The following is a 20,505-nucleotide window of genomic DNA, read 5'->3' as shown; positions in this document are numbered from 1 at the left end:
CCGAAACCAAACCGTGTCACGGCTGCCTCCCCGGTCCCCAACCTCGTACCGGCCAGCCCCGACATGTCCTGAAGACACGCATATCCTTGAAAGGGAACGCAAATGACCTCCTCCTCCAAGACCATCGTGCTCTCCGCCGTGATCGCCGCCCTGCTGTCCGGCGCTGCCTTCGCCAGCGGTGCCGCCCCGGCCCCGAACGCCTCGAATGACGCGCAACTCGCGGCTTCGGCCGGCGTCCAGCCGGGCATCTACACCGCCGCCGAGCTTCAGGCGATCATCGACGCCAAGCGCGACAACGACAGCCGGACCGCCAACTACTTCATCTCGGGTGCCAACCGCGCCAACCCGGCCCAGAACACCGACAGCGTCGGTCTGGAACAACTGGCCCGCGCCGCTGGCGTGCAGCCTGGTCAGTACACCCAGGCGGAACTGGTCGGCCTGATCGAAGCGCAGAAGGAAAATGATGCGGTCCGCGTGGAATACTGGCTGTCGCACGCCAACCGCAACACGCCGGATGCCTCGGCCAACCCGGGCAAGATCCAGCTCGCCAAGACCCTCGGCGTGAACCCCGACGACTACTCCCTGTCGGAACTGGTGCTGATGCAGTCCTCGATCTCGGACTGATCCCTGCCGCAAGAACAGCCCAGGCCGGTCCCCTGCGGGGGCCGGCTTCGGTCTGTCTGGAGGTATGCCATGACTTGCTTCGTCAAACATGAGTCCTTAGCCTTGTCCGCAGTCCCGAAGGGGTGCAACGAGGCGACGGACATGACCGTGAAATCGCCGGGCCGGCCGAAAGACCTGGAGAAGCGCGAGGCCATCCTCGACGCCGCCGTGCATCTCTTCGCCGAAAAGGGCATCCAGGGCGCCCCGATCGAGGCCATCGCCGCGGCCTCTGGCGTCTCGAAGGTCACGGTATATGCCCATTTCGGCGACAAGGCCGCCATCCTGGAAGCCATCGTCAAGCGCGAGACGGATCGGCTTTCCCACGAACTCACCGCCGAAATCGGGGGCGAAGGCAATCTCGAAGACCGGCTCGTCCGCTTCGGCATGGCCCTCGTGAACATGCTGGGCGAACCCTGTCATCAGGCGCTCGACCGCGCCCTCAGCCTTGAAGCCCATCGCAACAGCGACGTGGCCCGACGCTTCTTCGACGCCGGCCCCGGACGGGTGCGCCAGTTGCTCGCCTCGCTCCTGACCGAAGCGATGGCGCGCGGCGAAATCGCCGAAGGCGATGCGGTGCAGTCGGCCGAAGACCTGATGTCGCTCTGGCTCGGTTTCGGAGCGATGCAGCGCCGCTTCATCGACTGCGGCAAAAGCACCGCGATGGAAACCGAATCCACCGTGCGCCGCGCCGTGCGCCTCTACCTGCGCGGCAGCCTTCCGGCCACCGCCTGACGCCGATCAAACCCGGACGACGCTGGCGAGCAGAAGCCGGATTTGTGAACGCCGAGTTAATGCGCCCGCACAACCCTTTGATTTCATTTGGCCCACCAAAGCGTCCGAGCTCGGACGCCCCGAGTCACGCCCCAGGCCACACAACGAAAAGGCCCCGCCCTGAAGACAGGGCGGGGAGTGTGCCGCAGGCGGACCGCGGCTCAGGCATCCCTGATTTGTCTGGATCGTCGGCTCAGTGCGGGTCCATCTCGGCCCGGATCTGCTGCCTCAGGATATCGATGGGGATCATCCGGCCCTCCCTCTTGAAGTGCCAGTAGGTCCAGCCATTGCACGAAGGCGCCCCCTCCAGCGCGGCCCCCACCTGATGGATCGAGCCCGAGACATCCGGCGCCACCAGCGTCCCGTCCGCCCGGACCCGCGCCGTATGCCTCTCGTTGGCCGACATCAGCACCTCGCCCGGCCTCAGCATCCCCCGCTCGACCACCGTGCCAAAGGGCACCCGTGGCTCGGCCCGCTTCGACCCCGTGACCGCCAGCCCCGCCGTATCGAACTTCCTCACCCGGGCGATCCGCTCCGCCGCCGCCCGCCGATAGGCCTCCTCCCGCTCGATGCCGATGAAGTCGCGGCCCAGCATCTTGGCCACCGCCCCCGTCGTGCCCGTCCCGAAGAACGGGTCCAGCACCACGTCACCGGGGTTGGTCGTGGCCACCAGCACCCGGTGCAGCAGCGCCTCGGGCTTCTGGGTCGGATGCGCCTTGTCGCCGGCCTCGTCCTTCAGCCGCTCATGCCCGGTGCACAGCGGGATCACCCAGTCCGACCGCATCTGCACCCCGTCGTTCAGCGCCTTCAGCGCCTCGTAGTTGAAGGTGTAGCGCGAGGCTTCCGCCTTGCTGGCCCAGATCAGCGTCTCATGCGCATTGGTCAGCCGCTTGCCACGGAAGTTCGGCATCGGATTGGCCTTGCGCCAGACCACATCGTTCAGAACCCAGAACCCCGCATCCTGCAGCGCGGCCCCCACCCGGAAGATGTTGTGGTAGCTGCCAATCACCCAGATCGCGCCGTTCGGCTTCAGGATCCGCCGCGCCGCCGCCAGCCAGTCGCGGGTGAACCGGTCATAGGCGGCAAAGCCCTCGAACTGGTCCCAGTGGTCGTCCACCGCATCGACCTTGGAATTGTCCGGCCGGTGCAACTCGCCCCGAAGCTGCAGATTGTAGGGCGGGTCGGCGAAGATCAGGTCGACAGATGCCTCGGGCAGGGACCGCATCACCTCGATGCAGTCGCCCGCCAGGATCTGGTTCAACGGCAGCTGGTGCGGCGGATGAGCCGCCTCGCCGGTTCGTTTCATATTGCTTGCCTCTGTCGCCGCCGGTCTGTGCCGGAGTTGACGGAAGTGTGAGCAAGACCCGATTCGGCGTCAATTTCTTTTTTGAATCAACGACTTAATTAAAGTCCTTGATACAATATCTTGTGGACGGGGCCGAACGAACGCCTATGCACAGGGGTCACACCCAGATGTAGAAGCGCATCCAGATGGACCTTTGTGGGGTAGCCTGCATTCGCTTCCCAGCCATAGCCGGGGTGCTGTTGCGCCAAATCCACCATGAGCCGGTCGCGCACGACCTTGGCCACGATTGAGGCCGCCGCAATCGACAGGCAGAGCGCATCGCCCTTCACCACCGCCTCGCCCGGGCAGGGCAGGCCGGGCGGAACACGATTGCCATCCACCAGGGCGAAACCCACCTCCGGCAGCGCCTCGACCGCGCGCCGCATCGCCAGCAGGCTGGCGTGAAGGATGTTCAGCCGGTCGATTTCCTCCACCGATGCCTCGGCGACTGAAACGGCAAGGGCGCAGGCGCGGACTTCGTCGTGCAACCGCTCGCGCCTCGGCGCGGAGAGCACCTTGGAATCCGCCAGGCCAGACGGAATTCGCGCAGGGTCAAGAATGACGGCAGCGGCGACCACCGGGCCGGCAAGCGGGCCGCGCCCCACCTCGTCCACCCCCGCGACGCGCAGAATGCCGCGCCTCATCAGCCGGGACTCGTGATTGAAATCGGGGGACCGACTGCTCATCTTGATGGAATAACGCGGGTTGGATGCGACGGAAAGCCTCTGTCGCGCCGTATGTCACGAAGCTGTGCCGGTCTGGGGATAAATGCGGGACAGCCACAAAAGGGACAGGGGCATGACTCAACATCCTGCCGACGACACGACCAGCCTCCCCAACATCCGGTATCACCACCGGACCCTTTTCCTGTCAGACCTTCATCTGGGGGCGCATGGCTGCCGGGCTGACCGGCTGCTGGATTTCCTGCGCCAGAACTCGGCCGACCGCCTTTATTTGGTTGGCGACATCCTCGATGTCTGGCACCCGCTGCGGCCGCGCTGGTCGGCGCTGCATGACAGCATCATCGACTTGATCCGCGAGCGTATGGCTCAAGGCATGGAACTGGTGCTGTTGGCCGGCAACCACGACGCCGCGCTGAAGGAGACGGTCTCGCCCTTTGCCGGGGCCGTGGCGCTTGACACAGCCGTGCACCGGACCGCCCGCGGCCGCAGCTTCCTGGTGCTGCATGGCGACGCCTGCGATGCGCGCATCCTGCGTCACCACCTGGCCACCCGCATCGGCACCCGCCTGGACGGGTCGCTCCGCGGTATCGACGCCGCGCTGCGGCGGCTGCGCCGCAACCTGCCAGCCGACCACCGCAGCCTGATCGAGCGGCTCCTGTCCGCCGTGAACGCCTGCCTTGCCTGGGGCGCCGCGCATGAACGCCGGCTGATCGCGCTGGCCCAGGCCCAGGGGCACGACGGGGTGATCTGCGGCCATTTCCACAAGCCTGCACTGCACGACCGCGACGGGCTGACCTATGTGAACTGCGGCGACTGGGTTGACAGCCTGACGGCCATTGCCGAAGACGTGGAGGGGCACCTGCGCCTTGTGTCCGTGCCGGCCTTCGCCCCCCTGCCGGCGCCGCAAGAAGGCCTGAACGAACTGGAGCCTGTCCTTTGACAGTCCTTGCCGTGATCGGCTTCCTGATTCTTGGGCTGCACCTTGCCACGGCGGTGCTGTGCATGATCCAGCTGAACCGCCGCCTGCCCGCAACGGGCCAGCCGCCCGAGATCACGCTGATCCGCCCGGTCTGCGGCGTCGATCCGTTTGACGAGATGACGCTTGGCTCCAGCTTCCGCCTGTCTCCCCCCGCCGCCGAGATCCTGTTCTGCGCCGCATCGGAATCCGATGCCGCCGTGCCGCTGGTCCGCCGCCTTATCGCCGAACACCCGCGGGTGAACGCACGGCTGATGGTCGGCGAACAGCGCATCAGCGGCAATCCGAAGCTCAACAACGTCGCCCGCGCCTGGGACAGAGCGGCGCATGACTGGATCGCCATGGCCGACAGCAACCTGATGCTGCCGCCCGACTACCTCGCCACCCTTTCAGCCGCCTGGACACCGGGCACCGGCCTTGTCTCCTCGCCCGCCTGGGGCTGGCAGCCCCGTGGCATGGCCGCCCGGGTCGAAGCCGCAGTGCTGAATGGCAACCAGGCGCGTGTGCAACTGGCCGCCGCCGCGCTGGACGCGGGCTTCGCCCAGGGCAAGACGCTGTTCTTCAACCGCCGCATCCTGAACAAGGCTGGCGGCCTGGCCGTGCTTGGCCGCGAACTGGCCGAGGATGTCGCCGCCACCAAGGCGATCCGCAGCCTTGGCCTTAAGGTCCGCCTCGTGCCCCGCCCCTTCGCCCAACCCATCGGCCGCCGGTCCTGGCGCGCGGTCTGGGACCGTCAGCTGCGCTGGAGCCGGGTGCGCCGCGCCGGCTTCCCCGCGCTCTTCCTGCTCGAGCCGCTGAACGGCCCCTTCCTGCCCGCTCTCATGGTCCTGCCCTTGGGCATCCTGCCTGCGCTGGCCGTCATTGGACTGTGGTACGCGGCCGAGGCCGTGCTGGCATTGCGCGCCGGATGGCCCATGGGTCCGGCCGACCTGGCGGCCAGCCTGGTCCGCGACCTGATGTTGCCCGCGATCTGGGTCGCCACCTTCGCCCGCCCCGGCTTCACCTGGCGCGGCAATGACATGGCCCCGGCCAGACCGGCGGAATGACCCATGGCTGACGTCGCCTCCACCATCTCGGCCATCGGCGCGCAGGGCCTGCCGGTTCTGGTCCCCATGGCCATCGTGGAAGGCCCGATCGTCACCATCGTGGCGGGTTGGCTCGCGAAACTCGGCCTGATCCCCGTCTGGGGCGCCATCGCCGCGCTGGTCATCGCCGACCTGATCGGCGACAGCATCCTTTACCTCATCGGCCGCCGCGGCGTGGCCCGCCTGCCGGAACGCTGGCGCCGCAGGCTTGGCCTGACCGATGCCCGCCTGGCGCAGGTGGCCGAACACTTCCGCCGCCACGGCCCGCGCACGCTGGTCCTGGGCAAGCTCACCCACACCGCCGGGGCGCTGGTTCTTGTCACCGCTGGATCGGCGCGGATGCCGGTTCTGCCCTTCCTGTGGTGGAACCTCCTCGCCACCATCCCCAAGACCGCCGTCTTCTTCCTCATCGGTTGGCTCTTTGGTGCGGCCCTGCCCGATGTGGAAAACGCGCTGTTCTGGGCGGCGATCCTCTTGCTGGGCGGCTTTGCCTTTGCGCTTTACCGCATGACGCGCAGCGCCGGGATGCCCGCCGAATGACGCACTGGACAGGGCTTTCGGTCGTGGTTCCCGCCTGGAACGAGGCGGCGCGCATCGGCGCCGTCCTGTCGGTCGCCGCCGGCCACGCCGCGGTGGACGAAGTGCTTGTCGTGGACGACGGCTCCACCGATGGCACGGCCGAGGTCGCCGCGCGCATTGCCGGCGTCACGGTCATCCGCCAGCCGCAGAACGGCGGCAAGACGCGGGCCCTTCTGTCGGGCATCGCCGCAGCGCGCTTCTCACATCTGATGTTCCTCGATGCCGATCTGACCGGCCTCACACCCGGCGACCTCACCTCCCTGGCCCGCCCGGTGCGCTACGGCCAGGCCGATGTCTCTCTCTCACTGCGCGGCAATGCCCCGCGCCTGTGGCAGCGCATCGGGCTGGATTACATCTCGGGCGAAAGGGTCATGGCCCGCCAGCACCTGCCCGCCGACCTCGACGAGCTCACCCGCCTGCCCGGCTTCGGGATCGAGGTCGCGATGAACCGGCACTGGATCGAACAGGGCCTGTCGCTCGCCGTGGTGCCCTGGCCGGGAGTCTCCAGCCCGCTGAAGGCCGCCAAGCAGGGCCTTGCCGAGGGGTTGAAATCCGATGCCCGCATGATGCGCGACATCTTCCGAACCGTCTCGCCCGCCGAGGCGCTGCACCAGATCGCCGCCATGCGGCGGATGCGCGTCGCGGCCTGACTCTGCCTGGCCGAACAAAAGGGGGGCGGGCCCTGCCCGTCGGCCCGCCCCCGAGCAGGATCAGGCAACCGGGGGACAATCCGGCCGCCCCTCTCCCGCCAGTTCCGTCAGTGCCCGTGGCCCTTGCCGTGGCCCTTGCCATGCCTGACCGGATGGCCGTCCCTGTGCCCCGGTGCCGGCGCGCAGCCGTGCTTGGCCCTGTGGCCCCAGGCATTTTCATGCGGCGGCCCCATCTCGTACCGGCAGGCATCGCGCGGGCCGGGGTCTTGCCGAAACCGCACCTCCCGCTCCGGCGGCGGCGCGACCCGCGGCGGCGGATTGCCCTCTGTCTCGCCCGCGATCAGCGCCAGTGCACCAAGCGCGGCCAGCCCGGTCGCCAGATCGTCGGTCGCTGCCCGCACCGGCAGCGCCGCGCCGATGGCCAGCGCCACCGCAACGATTCCCGCCAGCACCCGGCGCGCGGGGCCATAGCCTTCCACCGGAATCTGCCGCGAGACATCGCGACAGGTGACATAGGCCGTTTCGGCCAGTGTGGGCGAGGCGAACAGGACATGCGGGTCACGGGACATGGGGGATTTCCTTCTTCCGGTTGCGGGACCCGCGACCAATGCGCTGCGGGATGCCCGACCAGACCCCGATCCCCCGAAATCGGGCAATAACACCGCCCTGCTATCCGATAGCAGGCCCCGTCCGGGCCTTGGGTTATTGAATATCCCGCGCGCTCCCGGCAAGGATCATGCATCCCGCCAGAAGGACCGCGCCGATGCGCCTGCCGCTGATCGCCTTCATCCTCACGCTTGCCAGCCCCGCCGCGGCCGAGTGCTACGCCGACTACAAGGCCAAGCAGGACGATCCGCTCCGCCTGGCCTATGGCGTGGCTCAGGTGCCGGATTCCGCCTGCGATCCGGGCGCCGCGAAGAACGAGCTTGCACCCCGCCTGCAAGCCGGGGGATGGACACTCCTGGATGTGATGGGCGTGTTCGGCCCGGAAGGACTGGCGGAAAGGAAGGACCGTGCGGGCGAATTTTTCCTCCGCTACTGAGGCGCTGAAAACCGGCAAGGGCGTGGTAGCCGGCGGGGTTCTGGCCATCGTGGCGATTCTCGCCGCGGCGGCGGTCTTCCTGTTCTCGAACCTGCCCGACGCCAATGCCTTCAACGCCAAGGTGGAACGTCTGTTCATCGAGAACGACCTGACCACCAATGCCGAGATCAAGCTTCTGGAGATTCTCGCCCAGTCCGGCACCTCCTTCTCGGATGTGCTGGCCAGCTATCGCACGGTGATCTTCGTGCTTCTGCTGTTCGCCACTGCCCTCATGGTGGCCTCGCTCGTGTTCCTCATCACCATCGTGGCGCTGAACCGCCGCATCTCGGCGATCCAGCGGTCGGGCATCCAGGTGGCCAGCCTCATGATCAGCCGCGAAGGCCGGGCGGTCTATATCAACGATCTGGAGTTCCAGTTGACCGAGGCCGCGCTGGAAACCCTCGCGGTCCTGGCCGAGGCGCGGATGGACGACGACGTTCTGACCGGCGCCCAGATCGAGGCCGTCATCTCCGGCCGCGATGCCGCCGACTGCGACGAGGCCGCCGGCGCCACCCGCGTCAAGCGCCTGCGCGACGCGCTCGGCAACCAGCTTGTCTCGGAACTTCTGGTCAAGACCATCGCGCGGCGCGGCTATGTCCTCGCTGTGCCGCGCGACGTGATCCGCATGGTGTAACCCTCGCCCCGGCGCTCCTCCCCTCCCCCTCGTGGGGAGGGGTTGGGGGAGGGTGGTGCCTTGTGCCCTCAGTCGTGCTCGCCCAGCTTCGGCGCCGGCCGATCCAGCGCCAGTTCGGCCTCCGAAAAGGTGAAGGGCGACCGCACCCCCGGCACCCCGTCGAAGTCCAGCCGCATCCCCCGCGCGATCACCTGCGGGTCGGCAAAGACCTCGGCCAGGTCGTTGATCGGCCCGGCCGGCACGCCCTCGGCCTCGCAGGCCGCCAGCAATTCGGCCTTGGTCATGCGCGTCGTCGCCTCGGTCAGGGCCCGCGTCATCTCCACCCGGTTGGCCACACGGTCGGCATTGGTCAGGAACTCCGGCGCAGTCGCCATCGCCTCCAGCCCCAGGATGCCACAGAGCTTGCGGTACTGGCTGTCGTTGCCGGTGGCCAGGATGATCCAGCCATCCGCGCAATCGAACACCGCATAGGGCGCCAGGTTCGGATGCGCATTGCCCATCTTCCGCGGCGCTGTGCCGGTGGACAGGTAGTTCAGCGCCTGGTTCGCCATGGTCGCCACGGCCACATCCATCAAGGCCATGTCGATCATCTGGCCGCGCCCGGTCGTCTGGCGCTGGATCAGCGCCGCCAGGATCGCGGTGGCGGCATAGACCCCGGTGAACACATCCGTCACCGCCACGCCCACCTTCTGCGGCTGGCCATCCGGCTCGCCGGTGACAGACATCAGCCCGGCCATGCCCTGGATGATGAAGTCATAGCCCGCCCGGTGCGCATAGGGCCCGGTCTGGCCAAAACCGGTGATCGAGCAATAGACCAGCCGCGGGTTAACGGCGCGAAGCGAGTCCCAGTCCAGCCCGTACTTCGCCAGCCCGCCCACCTTGAAGTTCTCGATCACCACGTCGGCATCGGCCACCAGCCGGCGCACCGCCGCCTGCCCCTCCGGCGTGCGGAAATCGCAGGTGACCGACTTCTTGCCCCGGTTCGCCGCGTGGAAATAGGCCGCCGACCGGTCACCCTCGCGTTCAATGAATGGAGGCCCCCACCGGCGGGTATCGTCGCCCTCGGGCGCCTCGACCTTGATCACCTCGGCGCCCAGGTCGGCAAGCGTCTGGCCGGCCCAGGGCCCGGCAAGGATGCGTGCAAGCTCGATCACCCGCACGCCAGCCAGAGGAGCCGTCATGTTACTTCGCCAGTTCCGCGTCGATCGCAGCCTTCAACTCGTCCCAGCCCATGTTGCCGTATTTCGCGCCGTTGATGAACAGCGTGGGCGTGCCCTCCACCCCATCGGCCTCGAAGTTCTTCTGGTACATTGCCACCAGCGCCTCGGCGGTGGCCTTGTCCTTCATGCAGGCATCCATCTGCGCATCGTCCAGCCCGGCGGTGCGGCCGATCTTCTTCAGGTTTTCCACCACCTGCTGCGGGGTTTCCCCGGCCGTCCATTCCGCCTGGGTGTCGAACAGCATGTCCGAGATGCCGAAATACTTCATCTCTCCGCCGCAGCGCGCGATCATCGCCGCCCACAGGCCATAGCGGTCGAAATAGACCTCGCGGTAGGTGAACTGCACCTTGCCGGTGTCGATGTATTCGGCCTTCAGCTTCGCCCAGTTCGTCGCATGGAAATGCGCGCAATGCGGGCAGGTGAACGAGGCATATTCGGTGATCTTCACCTTCGCATCGGCCGAACCGAGCGTGAAGTCCTTCACCTCGACAGCCGGCGCATCCTGCGCCACGGCGGCCAGGGGGAACTGCGCGGCCACCGTTGCGGCCAGCGCGGCGGTCAAGGCGGTGCGGCGGGAAATCTTGGTCATGGGATGCCTCTCTGGCCCTTTCAGGTCTTGGCTCGGGATAGGACGTTTCGCGCCAGCACTTCAAGGGCTGCGCGCAGTCCCTCGTCCTGCACCGGCGCGGCGGTCTCGGCGGCTTTCGCCACCACTTCGGGGTCGGGCGCGGGCTTCTTCCGCGGCGCCGGGGCAAAGGCGGCCTGACCCTCGGCGAAGCCATCCGCCGAAGTCTGGGTGAAACTGACACGCGACACGGCATTGTAGCCATAGCAGGCATTCACCCGCTCGCGCAGCCGGTCCTTCTGCATCTCCACCATCGGCGCATGGGCCCCGTTCACCAGCACGACCAGCGTGCCGCCGAACCCGCCCTGCGCATAGCCCATCTTCACCGGCCGGGTGATGCGGGCCAGGTCGGCCCCCACAATCTCTTCCCACTGGGTCAAGAGCCGCGACAGCGCAAATCCCCGCTTCTCGCCGGCCAGCCGCAGGCTGTCCTTCACCAGACCGGCGGCGGCTTCAAACCCGCGCTCACGTCGGGTCGGAGCGGTGAAGAGGGGTTTCGCCATCTGGTCCTTGGCTCGGGCGCCGCTATGCTTTGTCCGACTCTAGACGGGCGACGGCCAGCGGCGCCAGTGGGGGAACGGGGCAGGAGCCGTAAAGATTGCGTGACGCGGGCCAGCTTTCGGCAGACCTCCTCGCCTGGTACGACGTCAATGCCCGCGTCCTGCCCTGGCGCACCAGCCCGGAAGACCGCCGCGCCGGCATCCGCCCCGATCCTTACCGCGTCTGGCTGTCCGAGGTCATGCTGCAGCAGACCACCGTTGCCGCAGTGAAGGACTACTTCCACCGCTTCACGGGCCGCTGGCCCGATGTGCAGGCGCTGGCCGCCGCCCCCGATGCCGAAGTCATGGCCGAATGGGCGGGGCTTGGCTATTACGCCCGTGCCCGCAACCTTCTGGCCTGCGCGCGCGCCGTGGCGGCCCGGGGCGGCCAGTTCCCAGACAGCCGCGAGGGGCTTCTGTCGCTGCCCGGCATCGGCCCCTACACCGCCGCCGCCATCGCCGCCATCGCCTGGGACGAACCGGCCACCGTGGTTGACGGCAACGTCGAACGGGTCATGGCCCGCCTGTTCCGCATCGAAACGCCGCTTCCCGCCGCCAAGCCCGAGATGACCGCCCGCGCCGCCGACCTGACGCCGCAGCTTCGCCCCGGCGATCATGCCCAGGCGGTGATGGACCTTGGCGCCACCATCTGCACCCCGCGCAGCCCGGCCTGCGGCATCTGCCCCTGGATGGGCGATTGCGCGGCCCGCGCCGCCGGCGTCCAGGCCGAACTGCCCCGCCGCGCGCCCAAGGCGGCAAAGCCGGTGCGCCAGGGCCGGCTCTGGCTCGCCCGCCGCACCGATGGCGCCTGGCTTGTGGAAACCCGGCCCGACCGCGGCCTTCTGGGCGGGATGCCCGGCTTTCCCGGCGACGGCTGGGATGGCGCAGGCGGCCCCGAACCGCTGGCGGCAAACTGGCAGGACATCGGCGAAGTGCGTCACACCTTCACGCATTTTCACCTGATCCTGCGCATCCTCCTGGCCGATGTCCCGCAGGAAGCCGCCCCCGACCGCGGCGCCTTCCTGCCCCGCGCCGCCTTCCGCCCGGCCAGCCTGCCCACGGTGATGCGCAAGGCCCACGATCTGGCCGCCCGCGCGGTTCCGTCCCCTTGACCCCCTGCCGCGACAGGTCAGGATGGCGCCCAAGATGACCACGATCCCCGCCCCCCGCGTCGCGCGCCTGGCCAGTGCCCTGCCCTTCTGGCTGTCGCTCGGCATGTTCCCCCTCGCCATCCTCGCCGCGCTGAACGGCGGCTGGACGCTGGCGCTCTTGCCGCTCTCCTCCTGGGGCCTCTTCTCGCTGCTCGATGCGATCACCGGCCTGAACGAGGACAATGCCGCACTCGACACGCCCGACAGCGGCCTCTTCTGGTATCGCATCGTCACCATCCTCTGGTTCCCGCTGCAAATCCTGCTGCTCGGCTGGCTCCTCTGGTACGTCCCGCGCGCCGATCACCTCGATACGGTCGAGAAGTTCGCCCTGTTCTTCGGCATGGGCGTGATCTCCGGCACCATCGGCATCAACTACGCGCACGAGCTGATGCACCAGAAATCGGCGCTTGAACGCTGGCTCGGCGACCTCCTGCTCGCCAGTGTGCTCTATTCGCACTTCCGGTCAGAGCATCTGCGCGTGCACCATCTCTGGGTCGGCACCCCGCGCGATCCGGTGACGGCGCGCTACAACGAAGGCTTCCACCGCTTCTTCCCGCGCGTGCTGGTCCAGTGCCGCCGCTCGGCCTGGAAGGCCGAATGTGCCATGCTCGCCCGGCGCGGCCTGCCCTGGTGGCACCGCTCCAACCCCTACTGGCGCTACTGGGCGCTGCAACTGGCCATGGTTGTTCTGGCCCTCGCGCTTGGCGGCTGGCTCGGGCTTCTGCTGTTCCTCTGGCAAGGCGGCGTCGCCGTCTGGCAGCTGGAGCTGGTGAACTATATCGAACATTACGGCCTGACCCGCCGCCACATGGGCGAAGGCAAGTACGAACATGTCCTGCCCCGCCATTCCTGGAACGCGGCGCACCGGGCCTCAAACTGGCTGCTCATCAACCTCCAGCGCCATTCCGACCACCATTACAAGCCCGACCGGCGCTTCCCGCTGTTGCAGACCTATGGCCAGGACGACGCGCCGCAACTGCCCTATGGCTATCCGCTGATGACCCTGGCCGCGATGATCCCGCCGCTCTGGCGCCGCACCATGAACCCCCACGTCCGCGCCTGGCGCCGCCAATTCTACCCCGACATCACCGACTGGAAGCCCTACAACAAGGCGCTGAACCCGATGCCAAGGGCGGCGCACTAAGCCACCTGCGCACGAGTTTTCGCAGAAAACTCGTCCCCGCGGCCAATCATGAACGCCAAGTTAATCCGGCCGCGTAACCCGTTGATCTCGTTGACATCGGTCAAGCGTCCGAGCTCGGACGCCTCACACCCCGGCCCGGTCCAGCAGCCCGTCTAGGGCCGCCCAGTCCAGCACCTCCAGCCGAACCGGCAGGGTCAGCACCTTCGGCCGGAAGGCCGCCGGCAACCGGACCGCATCCTTCTCGGTCGTGACCAGCTGCGCCCCCAGTCCCATGGCCTCGATCTCCAGCCGTCGCAGCAGCGCCTCGCTCAGGGGCTGGTGATCGTCCAGCGCCTCCGCCCGCACCACCTCGGCCCCCTCGGCCCGCAGCGAGGCAAAGAACTTCTCGGGGTGCCCGATCCCGGCAAAGGCCAGCACCCTTGCCCCCGCCCAGTCCATTCCCATCCGCAGGGGCTTCAGCTCCGCCTCGGCCAGCGGCACCGGCAGGCCCGGCCACCGCGCCCGGAACGCCGCCCGGTCCTCCGCCCCCCCGATGGCCAGCACCAGATCCGCCCGCTTCAGCCCGGCCGCCACCGGCTCGCGCAGCGGCCCTGCCGGCAGGCAGAACCCGTTGCCCCAGCCCTTCGCGGCATCCACCACCACGACCGAGACCGCCTTCTCGACCGAGGGGTTCTGGAACCCGTCGTCCAGGATTACCACCCCCGCCCCCTGCGCCTCGGCCAGCTTCACCCCCGCGGCCCGGTCCTTCGCCACCACGACCGGCGCAAAGGCCGCCAGCAGCAGGGGCTCATCCCCCACCTCGGCGGCACGGTGCCGCGCGGGGTCCACCACGACCGGCCCCTCCAGCCGCCCGCCATGCCCGCGGCTCACAACCCAGACCTTGCGCCCCCGCGCCTGCAACCGCCCGATCAGGGCAATCGCCGTGGGCGTCTTGCCCGTCCCCCCGGCATTCAGGTTGCCCACGCAGATCACCGGCACCCCGGCGCGGTATCCCTCCCGCACGACCCGCCGCGCGGTGGCCGCCGCATAGACCGCCCCAAGCGGTGACAGCATCCAGGCCAACGCGCCCGGCGGCTTGAACCAGAACCCCGGCGCCCGCATCAGCCGCCCCCGTCCATCACGCGGCGGATCTCGGCCAGCACCTTCTCGGTCGCCTCGGCCCCGTCAGAGCTTGCGGCCCAGGCCGCCTGCGCCAGCCGCGCCGCCCGGTCGGGCGCCAGCAGGTCGCCCACCGCGTCGGACAATTCCCCCACCGACCCGATCCCCCGGATCGCCCGTGCCCGCGCCAGCCGCTGGTGCGCCCCGGCATGACCCCCCGGCTTCGGCCCCGAAATCAGCGCCGAACCAAGCGCCGCCGCCTCCAGCGGATCACGGCTGCACCCCTCGCCCAGAAGCGTGCCGCCCAAAAAGGTCACAGGCGCCAGCCGGTACCACAGCCCGTATTCCCCGCCGCCATCGGCAAGGAACACCTCGGTCTCGCCATCCGGCTCTTCGTCGGCACTGCGGCGCGCCACGCTCCAGCCCTCTGCCACAAGCGCCGCAGCCAGCGCGTCGGCGCGCGCGAGGTCCTTCGGCACGAGGATCAGAAGCGCCCGGTGCAGCAGCAGCAGAACCGAGCGGTGCGCGGCGATCACCGCCGCCTCCTCGGCCTCCGGCACATCCACCGCCAGCCAGACCGGCCGCGTGGACAACCGCCGCGCCAGCGCCGCCCGTTCAGGTTCCGAACAGGGCAGCGCCGCGCTTTCCTCTTCCATCCGCCCGGTCACGGCCACGGCCAGCGCCCCCGCCTTGCGGAAGCTGCGGGCAGCCTCTTCATCCACCGCCAGCACTCGCTGGAACCCGGCGAGGGTTGACCGCATGAGGCCCGGATACCAGTCGTCCCGCCGGCGCAGAAGCCGGGGCACGCGCGCATCGGCCATCAGCATCGGCAGCGCCCGGTCCTCGGCCAGCGCCATCAGCGCCGGCCGCAACTCGCCCTCCGAGAACACCGCCACCTCGGGGCGCCAATGATCCAGGAAGGCCCGCGCCTCGGCCGGATGATCGGCAGGCGGCGGCTGAACCAGCACGCCCTCGTGCGGAGCAATCGGCGCCGGGCAAGTCAACAGCACCGGCACGGCGTCCTCGTCCACCAGACGCCGCGCCAGTTCCAGCATGGTGCGCGCCGCATCCGGCCCCGGCGCATGAAGCCAGACCAACCGGCCCGGCGGGCGCGAGGGGCGCTCTGCCGGCTCTGCCCCGTTGCTGCGGTTGGCAAGCGTGTAAAGCTTCAGGCCAAGCGAATGCGCCATGGCCCTTGGGCTCAGTCGCCCATCTCCTCGGTCGCCGATCCGGCCAGCTCGGCATCGCGCAGCCGGTGGATATGGGCGATGAAATACCGCATATGGGCATTGTCCACCGTGCGCTGCGCCTCGGCCTTCCAGGCGGCATGGGCGCTGGCATAGTCGGGGAACATGCCGACGATGTGGATATCCTTCACGTCCTTGAAGGCGGTCTTCTGCGGATCTACCAGTTCGCCGCCAAAGACGAGGTGCAGACGCTGCGCCATGTGGATCTTCTCCGCTGATGGGTCGCGCAGGGTTTGGGCCAAAGCCGGCCCTTGGTCAAGCGGCGCAGGGGGCCTGCCGCAGCGGCAGATGACGCGGGCCTATACACGGCCCGTTTTTTCCTCTATGCACCGCCGGTCGGCCCGGAAAATCCTCCGGTCGCCCACGGCGAGGAGGCCGGGCGACGAGGGAACAGGTGCCGCATCACTGGCACCGCGGCCAAAGCGCCGCCCCTTGGACAAAAGGCTCCATGACCGAACACTCGCTGCCCGCGGCCCTTGCCGCGGCGCTGGCCACGAAAGGCTATTCCTCCCTCACCTCGGTGCAGGAGGCCGTTCTCGTTGCCGAAGCCGCCGGGCGCGACCTTCTGGTCTCAGCCCAGACCGGGTCGGGCAAGACGGTGGCCTTCGGCCTTGCCATCGCTCCCGAAGTGATGGACGGCACCGACCGCCTGCTCTTCGCCGCCGAACCGCTGGCGCTGATCGTCGCCCCCACCCGCGAACTCGCCCTTCAGGTGCGGCGCGAATTCGAATGGCTCTACGCCGATGCCGGCGCCACCATCGCCTCCTGCGTCGGCGGCATGGACTTCCGCAACGAACGCCGCACGCTGGAACGCGGCGCGCATATCGTCGTGGGCACCCCAGGGCGGCTCCGCGACCATATCGAGCGCGGCTCGCTGAACCTGTCGGCCATCCGCGCCGTGGTGCTGGACGAGGCAGACGAGATGCTGGACCTCGGCTTCCGCGAGGATCTGGAGTTCATCCTGTCGGCCATGCCCGAGGGCAAGCGCACGCTGATGTTCTCTGCCACCGTGCCGGCCGAGATCGCGGAACTCGCAACCACCTTCCAGACCGATGCGCTGCGCGTGGTGGCCCAGGGCGAGGCCCGCCAGCATGTCGACATCGAATACCGCGCCTATTCCGTCGCCCCGCGCGACAAGGAACACGCGATCTTCAACATCCTGCGCTTTCACGAGGCACGCACCGCCATCGTCTTCGCCAAGACGCGGGCCAATGTGAACCACCTCTTCGCCCGCATGGGCAACCGCGGCTTCCAGGTCGTGGCGCTGTCGGGCGAACTCAGCCAGGCCGAACGCAGCCACGCGCTGCAGGCGCTGCGCGACGGGCGCGCACGGGTCTGCATCGCCACTGACGTGGCCGCCCGCGGCATCGACCTGCCGGGCCTGGAACTGGTGATCCACGCCGATCTGCCCGGCTCGTCCGAAACCCTGCTCCACCGCTCGGGCCGCACCGGCCGCGCCGGGTCCAAGGGCGTGTCGGCGCTGGTCGTCACCCCGGCCGAATTCAAGAAGGCACACCGTCTGCTGCAGGGCGCAAAGGTCGTTGCAGAATGGGGCGCGCCGCCCTCGGCCGATGACGTGCTGGCGCGCGACGAGGTCCGCATGATGGAAGACCCGGCCCTGGCCGAAGGTCCGGGCGAAGAACTGGAACTGAACGCGAAGCTGATCGAGCGCTTCGGCGCCGAGACGCTGGCCGGCGCCTTCGTGCGCATGTGGCGCGCGGGCCGCTCCGCGCCCGAGGAAATCGGCGAGGTCTCGACCCCCGCCGCGCCCGCCGCCCCCCGCCCGCGCGGCGAATTCGGCGAGGCCGTCTGGTACGAGCTGAACGTCGGTCACACCGGCCGGGCCGAAGCGCGCTGGCTTCTGCCGAAAATCTGCGATGCCGGCGGCATCGCCAAGGATGGCATCGGCGCCATCCGCGTCCAGCAGGACCGCAGCTTCGTGCAGATCTCTGCCCCCCTCGCCGGCCGCTTCGGCGAGACGACCGACATCGACACGGGCCTGACCATGACCCGCCTGGCCGGCGAGCCCGATTTCGGCCCCGCCCGCGGCGCCCCGCGTGCGCCGTCGAAATACACGCCCCGCCCGCCGCGCGAAGAGGGCGAATACCGCCCGCGTGCGGCCGAAGGGGCAAGCGAGCGGACCGAACGCAAGACCTACACGCCGCGCCCGCTGCGCGAAGAGGATGGCGAAGGTCGCAAGCCCTACGCCCCCCGCCCCAAGCGCGACGATGACGGCGAACGCCGCTCCTACACGCCGCGCGAAGACGGCGAGCGCAAACCCTACGCGCCGCGCCCCAAGCGGGACGACGGTGACGCGCCGCGCAAGCCCTACGCTCCGCGTCCCGCACGGGAAGAAGGCGGCGAGCGCAAGCCCTGGACGCCCCGTCCAAAGGACGACGACGCCCCGCGCAAACCCTATGCCGCCCGCTCGGACGATGCCCCGCGCAAGAGCTATGGCGCCCGGTCCGACGACGCGCCGCGCAAGCCCTACACCCCGCGACCGACCCAGGACGGCGATGCCCCGCGCAAGCCGCGCTGGAAGGATGGCGACCGCCCCGAAGGCGACAAGCGCCTCGCCCGTTCCGAGGGGTTCAAGTCCCACAGCGACAAGCCGGCGGGCAAGTCCTGGGGCGACAAGCCCGCGAAGGGCGCGCCGAAATCGGCGGGCTTCAAGTCCCATGGCGGCGCGGCCAAATCGACCGGGTTCAAGTCGCACGGCTCGAAATCGGCCAAGCCCGGCGGCTCTGACGTGCCGTCCCGCAAGCCTGCCGCGCCAAAGACCGATGCGCGCGACACCTCCAAGCGGTTCGTGCCGCCAAAGAAGCCCAAGGCGTGATCAGGCGGCGCCGGTCCCAAGGCGCCGCACAAGAAGATCGCCATGCAGGCCGGGCGGCCCCACCATCAGCCCGGCCGATTGCGGCACAGGACGGTTGAAGCGCAGCGCCTCTCCCCGACCGTCTGACACCACCGCCCCGGCGCGCTCGGCGATCAGCGCCCCGGCGGCGATGTCCCACTCCCAGCAATCGCGAAAGCTGATCAGCGTGTCGTGCCGGCCCTCGGCCACCAGACACAGACGCCAGGCCAGCGAGGCGCGGAAACTGCGCTTCAGATCCGGCACGCCGCCGGGCCAGTGATCCGGCACCATGTTGGGTGCCGTGGTCAGCACGGTCGCACCGTCCATCTCGGCGCGTGCGCTGGCGCGGATGGGCTGCCCGTCGCACAGTGCCGGCCCCCCGGCCTCGGCCGAATACAGCCTGCCAAGCGCCGGCAGGAACACCACGCCCGCCACCACGCGGCCCCGCTCGGCCACGGCAAGGGCATGGGCGAAATGCGGCTCGCCCGCGATGAAGCCGCGCGTGCCGTCGATCGGGTCGATGATGAACACCCGTTCGCAATCCAGCCGCGCCAGATCGTCGGCGGTTTCCTCGGACAGCCAGCCGTAATCCGGCCGCGCCGCGCGCAACCGCGTCTCCAGCATCGCGTTCACCGCAAGGTCGGCCTCGGTCACCGGCCCGGCGGTGCCGCCCTTGTCCCAGACTTGCGGATCGCGCTTCCACCAGGTCAGCGCGATCTCGCCCGCCGCCCGTGCCGCCTCGGTCAGAAGCGCAAGGTCAGGCGCCGGCAAGCGTCATCCCCTCGACCAGAAGGCTCGGCACGCGCACCGAAAGATGCGCCCGCGCGTCATTGGCCGGGATGATCCGCATCAGCATGTCGCGCAGGTTGCCGGCGATGGTGCATTCGTTCACCGGATGGCTGATCACGCCATCCTGCACCCAGAAACCGGAAGCCCCGCGCGAATAGTCCCCGGTCGTCGGGTTGATGGTGGACCCGATCAGCGATGTCACCAGAAGCCCGGTCCCCATGTCGCGGATCAGGTCGGCGCGGTTGGCCGTGCCCGGCGTCAGGTCGATGTTGGCATTCGACGGCGTGGGCGGCGCCGTGGTCCCGCGCGAGGCATTGGCGGTCGATGCCATGCCCAGCTTGCGCCCCGTCGCCAGATCCAGCGTCCAGCCCGTCAGCACACCGGCCTCCACGATGGCGCGGCCGCGCGTCGGCAGCCCCTCCCCGTCAAACGGGCGCGAGCCGCCGATGCGGGGGCGGTGCGGATCCTCGATCACCGACAGCCCCGCCGGCAACACCTGCTGGCCAAGCGCATCGCGCAGCCAGCTTGACCCGCGCGCCACCGACTGCCCGTTCACCGCCGAAAGAAGGTGCCCGATCAGCGAGGACGCGATGCGTTCGTCGAACAGCACCGGAAAGCTGCCCGTCACCGGCTTGACCGCACCCCGCCGCGACAACGCGCGTTCCGCCGCCAGCGCACCAACCTCGTCCGCCGAAGGCAGGTCCGACTGGTAGATGCGGCTTTCCCCGGCCCAGTCCCGCTCCATCCCTGTGCCCTGGCCGGTGAAGGCCACCGCCGAAACCGAACGCGACGTCCGCTCGTACCCGCCCGAAAACCCGTTCGTCGCCGCCAGGTGCATCCGGCGCCGCGAATAGCCGGCGCTCGCCTCGACCTGGGTGATGTCCCCGCCCGCCATCGCCGCCGCCTCGGCCGCGCGGGCATCCCGCTCCAGCGCCGCCGCACCCGGCTCGGGCGCGGGATCCGCCAGATCATAGTCCGCCAGATCCCAGTCCCGCGCGATCAGGTCCGCGTCGGCCAGCCCGGCATAGGGGTCTTCCGGCGCCTCGCGCGCCATGGCGACGGCGCGCTCCGCCAGCGTGGTGATCGTGCGGTCCGAGATGTCAGAGGCCGAGACGCAGGCCTGCCGGCCGCCGACCAGCACCCGCAACCCGATCTCGATCCCCTCCGACCGCTCCGCCTGCTCCAGCTTGCCCGCGCGGATGTCGATGGACAGCGAAGCGCCATCCACCACCAGCGCATCGGCCGCACCGGCCCCGGCGGCCGTCGCCGCCTTCAGAAGCCGGTCCGCAAGCTCTTCAAGCCGGGGCGTGGTCATGGGGCACCTCCTCGTGATGCGGGTGGAGGTAAGCTGCCCCTCGCCCCTGCGCAAGC

22 protein-coding genes are annotated in these 20,505 nt (G+C 69.2%); 11 read left to right on the top strand and 11 right to left on the bottom strand.

Annotation, left to right across the window (positions count from 1 at the left end; genetic code table 11):
• Window positions 1-102: 102 nt before the first annotated feature.
• Window positions 103-624, top strand: a complete 522-nt coding sequence (locus tag JO391_RS19130) for a hypothetical protein (RefSeq protein WP_220661994.1) — start codon at window positions 103-105, stop codon at window positions 622-624.
• A gap of 141 nt (window positions 625-765) precedes the next feature.
• Window positions 766-1,395: a TetR/AcrR family transcriptional regulator gene (locus tag JO391_RS19125; RefSeq protein ID WP_220661993.1), complete on the top strand. Its 630-nt coding sequence runs from the start codon at window positions 766-768 to the stop codon at window positions 1,393-1,395.
• 232 nt (window positions 1,396-1,627) lie between these two features.
• Here JO391_RS19125 and JO391_RS19120 read toward each other — a convergent pair whose 3' ends face one another.
• On the bottom strand, window positions 1,628-2,740 hold the full coding sequence (locus tag JO391_RS19120; protein WP_220661992.1) for a site-specific DNA-methyltransferase: 1,113 nt from the start codon (window positions 2,738-2,740) through the stop codon (window positions 1,628-1,630).
• A gap of 98 nt (window positions 2,741-2,838) precedes the next feature.
• On the bottom strand, window positions 2,839-3,465 hold the full coding sequence (gene rnhB / locus JO391_RS19115) for a ribonuclease HII (RefSeq protein ID WP_220661991.1): 627 nt from the start codon (window positions 3,463-3,465) through the stop codon (window positions 2,839-2,841).
• 112 nt (window positions 3,466-3,577) lie between these two features.
• On the opposite strand from rnhB, the gene JO391_RS19110 reads away from it, so the two are divergent.
• From JO391_RS19110 to JO391_RS19095, 4 genes are read left to right on the top strand one after another with little or no spacing between them, the layout of a single operon-like run.
• Window positions 3,578-4,402, top strand: a complete 825-nt coding sequence (locus JO391_RS19110) for a UDP-2,3-diacylglucosamine diphosphatase (protein WP_220661990.1) — start codon at window positions 3,578-3,580, stop codon at window positions 4,400-4,402.
• The gene (locus JO391_RS19105; RefSeq protein WP_259444757.1) at window positions 4,399-5,484 is read left to right on the top strand and encodes a ceramide glucosyltransferase; all 1,086 of its coding nucleotides are present in this window, start codon (window positions 4,399-4,401) and stop codon (window positions 5,482-5,484) included. The genes JO391_RS19110 and JO391_RS19105 overlap by 4 nt, the downstream gene beginning before the upstream one ends.
• Before the next feature lie 3 nt (window positions 5,485-5,487).
• Complete coding sequence (locus JO391_RS19100; protein WP_220661989.1) at window positions 5,488-6,063, top strand: DedA family protein; 576 nt, start codon at window positions 5,488-5,490, stop codon at window positions 6,061-6,063.
• Window positions 6,060-6,752, top strand: a complete 693-nt coding sequence (locus tag JO391_RS19095) for a glycosyltransferase family 2 protein (RefSeq protein WP_220661988.1) — start codon at window positions 6,060-6,062, stop codon at window positions 6,750-6,752. Before JO391_RS19100 ends, JO391_RS19095 begins: the two co-directional genes overlap by 4 nt.
• 107 nt (window positions 6,753-6,859) lie before the next feature.
• Here the strand turns inward: JO391_RS19095 and JO391_RS19090 are convergent, their stop codons facing one another.
• Window positions 6,860-7,321 carry a hypothetical protein gene (locus JO391_RS19090; RefSeq protein ID WP_220661987.1) on the bottom strand — a complete coding sequence of 154 codons (462 nt, stop codon included), beginning with the start codon at window positions 7,319-7,321 and terminating at the stop codon, window positions 6,860-6,862.
• Between the two features lie 194 nt (window positions 7,322-7,515).
• Between JO391_RS19090 and JO391_RS19085 the strand changes: the two genes are divergently transcribed.
• Both JO391_RS19085 and JO391_RS19080 read left to right on the top strand, forming a co-directional pair.
• Window positions 7,516-7,794, top strand: coding sequence for a hypothetical protein (locus tag JO391_RS19085; protein ID WP_220661986.1), 279 nt, complete (start codon window positions 7,516-7,518; stop codon window positions 7,792-7,794).
• Entirely contained in the window at window positions 7,766-8,467 is a 702-nt protein-coding gene (locus JO391_RS19080; RefSeq protein ID WP_220661985.1) for a winged helix-turn-helix domain-containing protein, read from the top strand. Before JO391_RS19085 ends, JO391_RS19080 begins: the two co-directional genes overlap by 29 nt.
• A 68-nt stretch (window positions 8,468-8,535) precedes the next feature.
• Here JO391_RS19080 and JO391_RS19075 read toward each other — a convergent pair whose 3' ends face one another.
• The 3 genes from JO391_RS19075 to JO391_RS19065 are packed head-to-tail and all read right to left on the bottom strand — an operon-like array spanning window position 8,536 to window position 10,815.
• Window positions 8,536-9,648 carry a CaiB/BaiF CoA transferase family protein gene (locus JO391_RS19075; protein ID WP_220661984.1) on the bottom strand — a complete coding sequence of 371 codons (1,113 nt, stop codon included), beginning with the start codon at window positions 9,646-9,648 and terminating at the stop codon, window positions 8,536-8,538.
• A 1-nt stretch (window position 9,649) separates the two neighbouring features.
• Entirely contained in the window at window positions 9,650-10,276 is a 627-nt protein-coding gene (locus tag JO391_RS19070; protein WP_220661983.1) for a DsbA family protein, read from the bottom strand.
• A gap of 20 nt (window positions 10,277-10,296) precedes the next feature.
• Window positions 10,297-10,815 (bottom strand): DUF721 domain-containing protein, encoded by a 519-nt coding sequence (locus tag JO391_RS19065; protein WP_220661982.1) that lies wholly within the window; start codon window positions 10,813-10,815, stop codon window positions 10,297-10,299.
• Window positions 10,816-10,910: 95 nt separating this feature from the next.
• Here JO391_RS19065 and JO391_RS19060 point away from each other — a divergent pair, with 95 nt between their 5' ends.
• On the top strand, window positions 10,911-11,963 hold the full coding sequence (locus JO391_RS19060) for an A/G-specific adenine glycosylase (protein WP_220661981.1): 1,053 nt from the start codon (window positions 10,911-10,913) through the stop codon (window positions 11,961-11,963).
• A gap of 34 nt (window positions 11,964-11,997) precedes the next feature.
• Window positions 11,998-13,146, top strand: coding sequence for an alkane 1-monooxygenase (locus tag JO391_RS19055; protein ID WP_259444756.1), 1,149 nt, complete (start codon window positions 11,998-12,000; stop codon window positions 13,144-13,146).
• Window positions 13,147-13,269: 123 nt separating this feature from the next.
• Here the strand turns inward: JO391_RS19055 and lpxK are convergent, their stop codons facing one another.
• From lpxK to JO391_RS19040, 3 genes are read right to left on the bottom strand one after another with little or no spacing between them, the layout of a single operon-like run.
• The gene (lpxK, locus tag JO391_RS19050; protein WP_220661979.1) at window positions 13,270-14,247 is read right to left on the bottom strand and encodes a tetraacyldisaccharide 4'-kinase; all 978 of its coding nucleotides are present in this window, start codon (window positions 14,245-14,247) and stop codon (window positions 13,270-13,272) included.
• Window positions 14,247-15,434, bottom strand: a complete 1,188-nt coding sequence (locus JO391_RS19045) for a 3-deoxy-D-manno-octulosonic acid transferase (protein ID WP_220661978.1) — start codon at window positions 15,432-15,434, stop codon at window positions 14,247-14,249. The genes lpxK and JO391_RS19045 overlap by 1 nt, the downstream gene beginning before the upstream one ends.
• Before the next feature lie 11 nt (window positions 15,435-15,445).
• Window positions 15,446-15,691: a DUF4170 domain-containing protein gene (locus tag JO391_RS19040; protein ID WP_220661977.1), complete on the bottom strand. Its 246-nt coding sequence runs from the start codon at window positions 15,689-15,691 to the stop codon at window positions 15,446-15,448.
• Window positions 15,692-15,939: 248 nt separating this feature from the next.
• Between JO391_RS19040 and JO391_RS19035 the strand changes: the two genes are divergently transcribed.
• Window positions 15,940-18,327, top strand: coding sequence for a DEAD/DEAH box helicase (locus JO391_RS19035; protein ID WP_220661976.1), 2,388 nt, complete (start codon window positions 15,940-15,942; stop codon window positions 18,325-18,327).
• Here the strand turns inward: JO391_RS19035 and JO391_RS19030 are convergent, their stop codons facing one another.
• Complete coding sequence (locus JO391_RS19030) at window positions 18,328-19,116, bottom strand: 3'(2'),5'-bisphosphate nucleotidase CysQ (protein WP_220661975.1); 789 nt, start codon at window positions 19,114-19,116, stop codon at window positions 18,328-18,330.
• The gene (locus JO391_RS19025) at window positions 19,103-20,449 is read right to left on the bottom strand and encodes a TldD/PmbA family protein (protein ID WP_220661974.1); all 1,347 of its coding nucleotides are present in this window, start codon (window positions 20,447-20,449) and stop codon (window positions 19,103-19,105) included. Before JO391_RS19025 ends, JO391_RS19030 begins: the two co-directional genes overlap by 14 nt.
• Between the last annotated feature and the right edge of the window lie 56 nt (window positions 20,450-20,505).

The organism is Neotabrizicola shimadae, from assembly GCF_019623905.1.
Lineage (GTDB): Bacteria > Pseudomonadota > Alphaproteobacteria > Rhodobacterales > Rhodobacteraceae > Neotabrizicola > Neotabrizicola shimadae.
The sequence above is the reverse complement of the archived record's forward strand: the minus strand, read 5'-3'. Positions and strand labels throughout refer to the sequence as shown.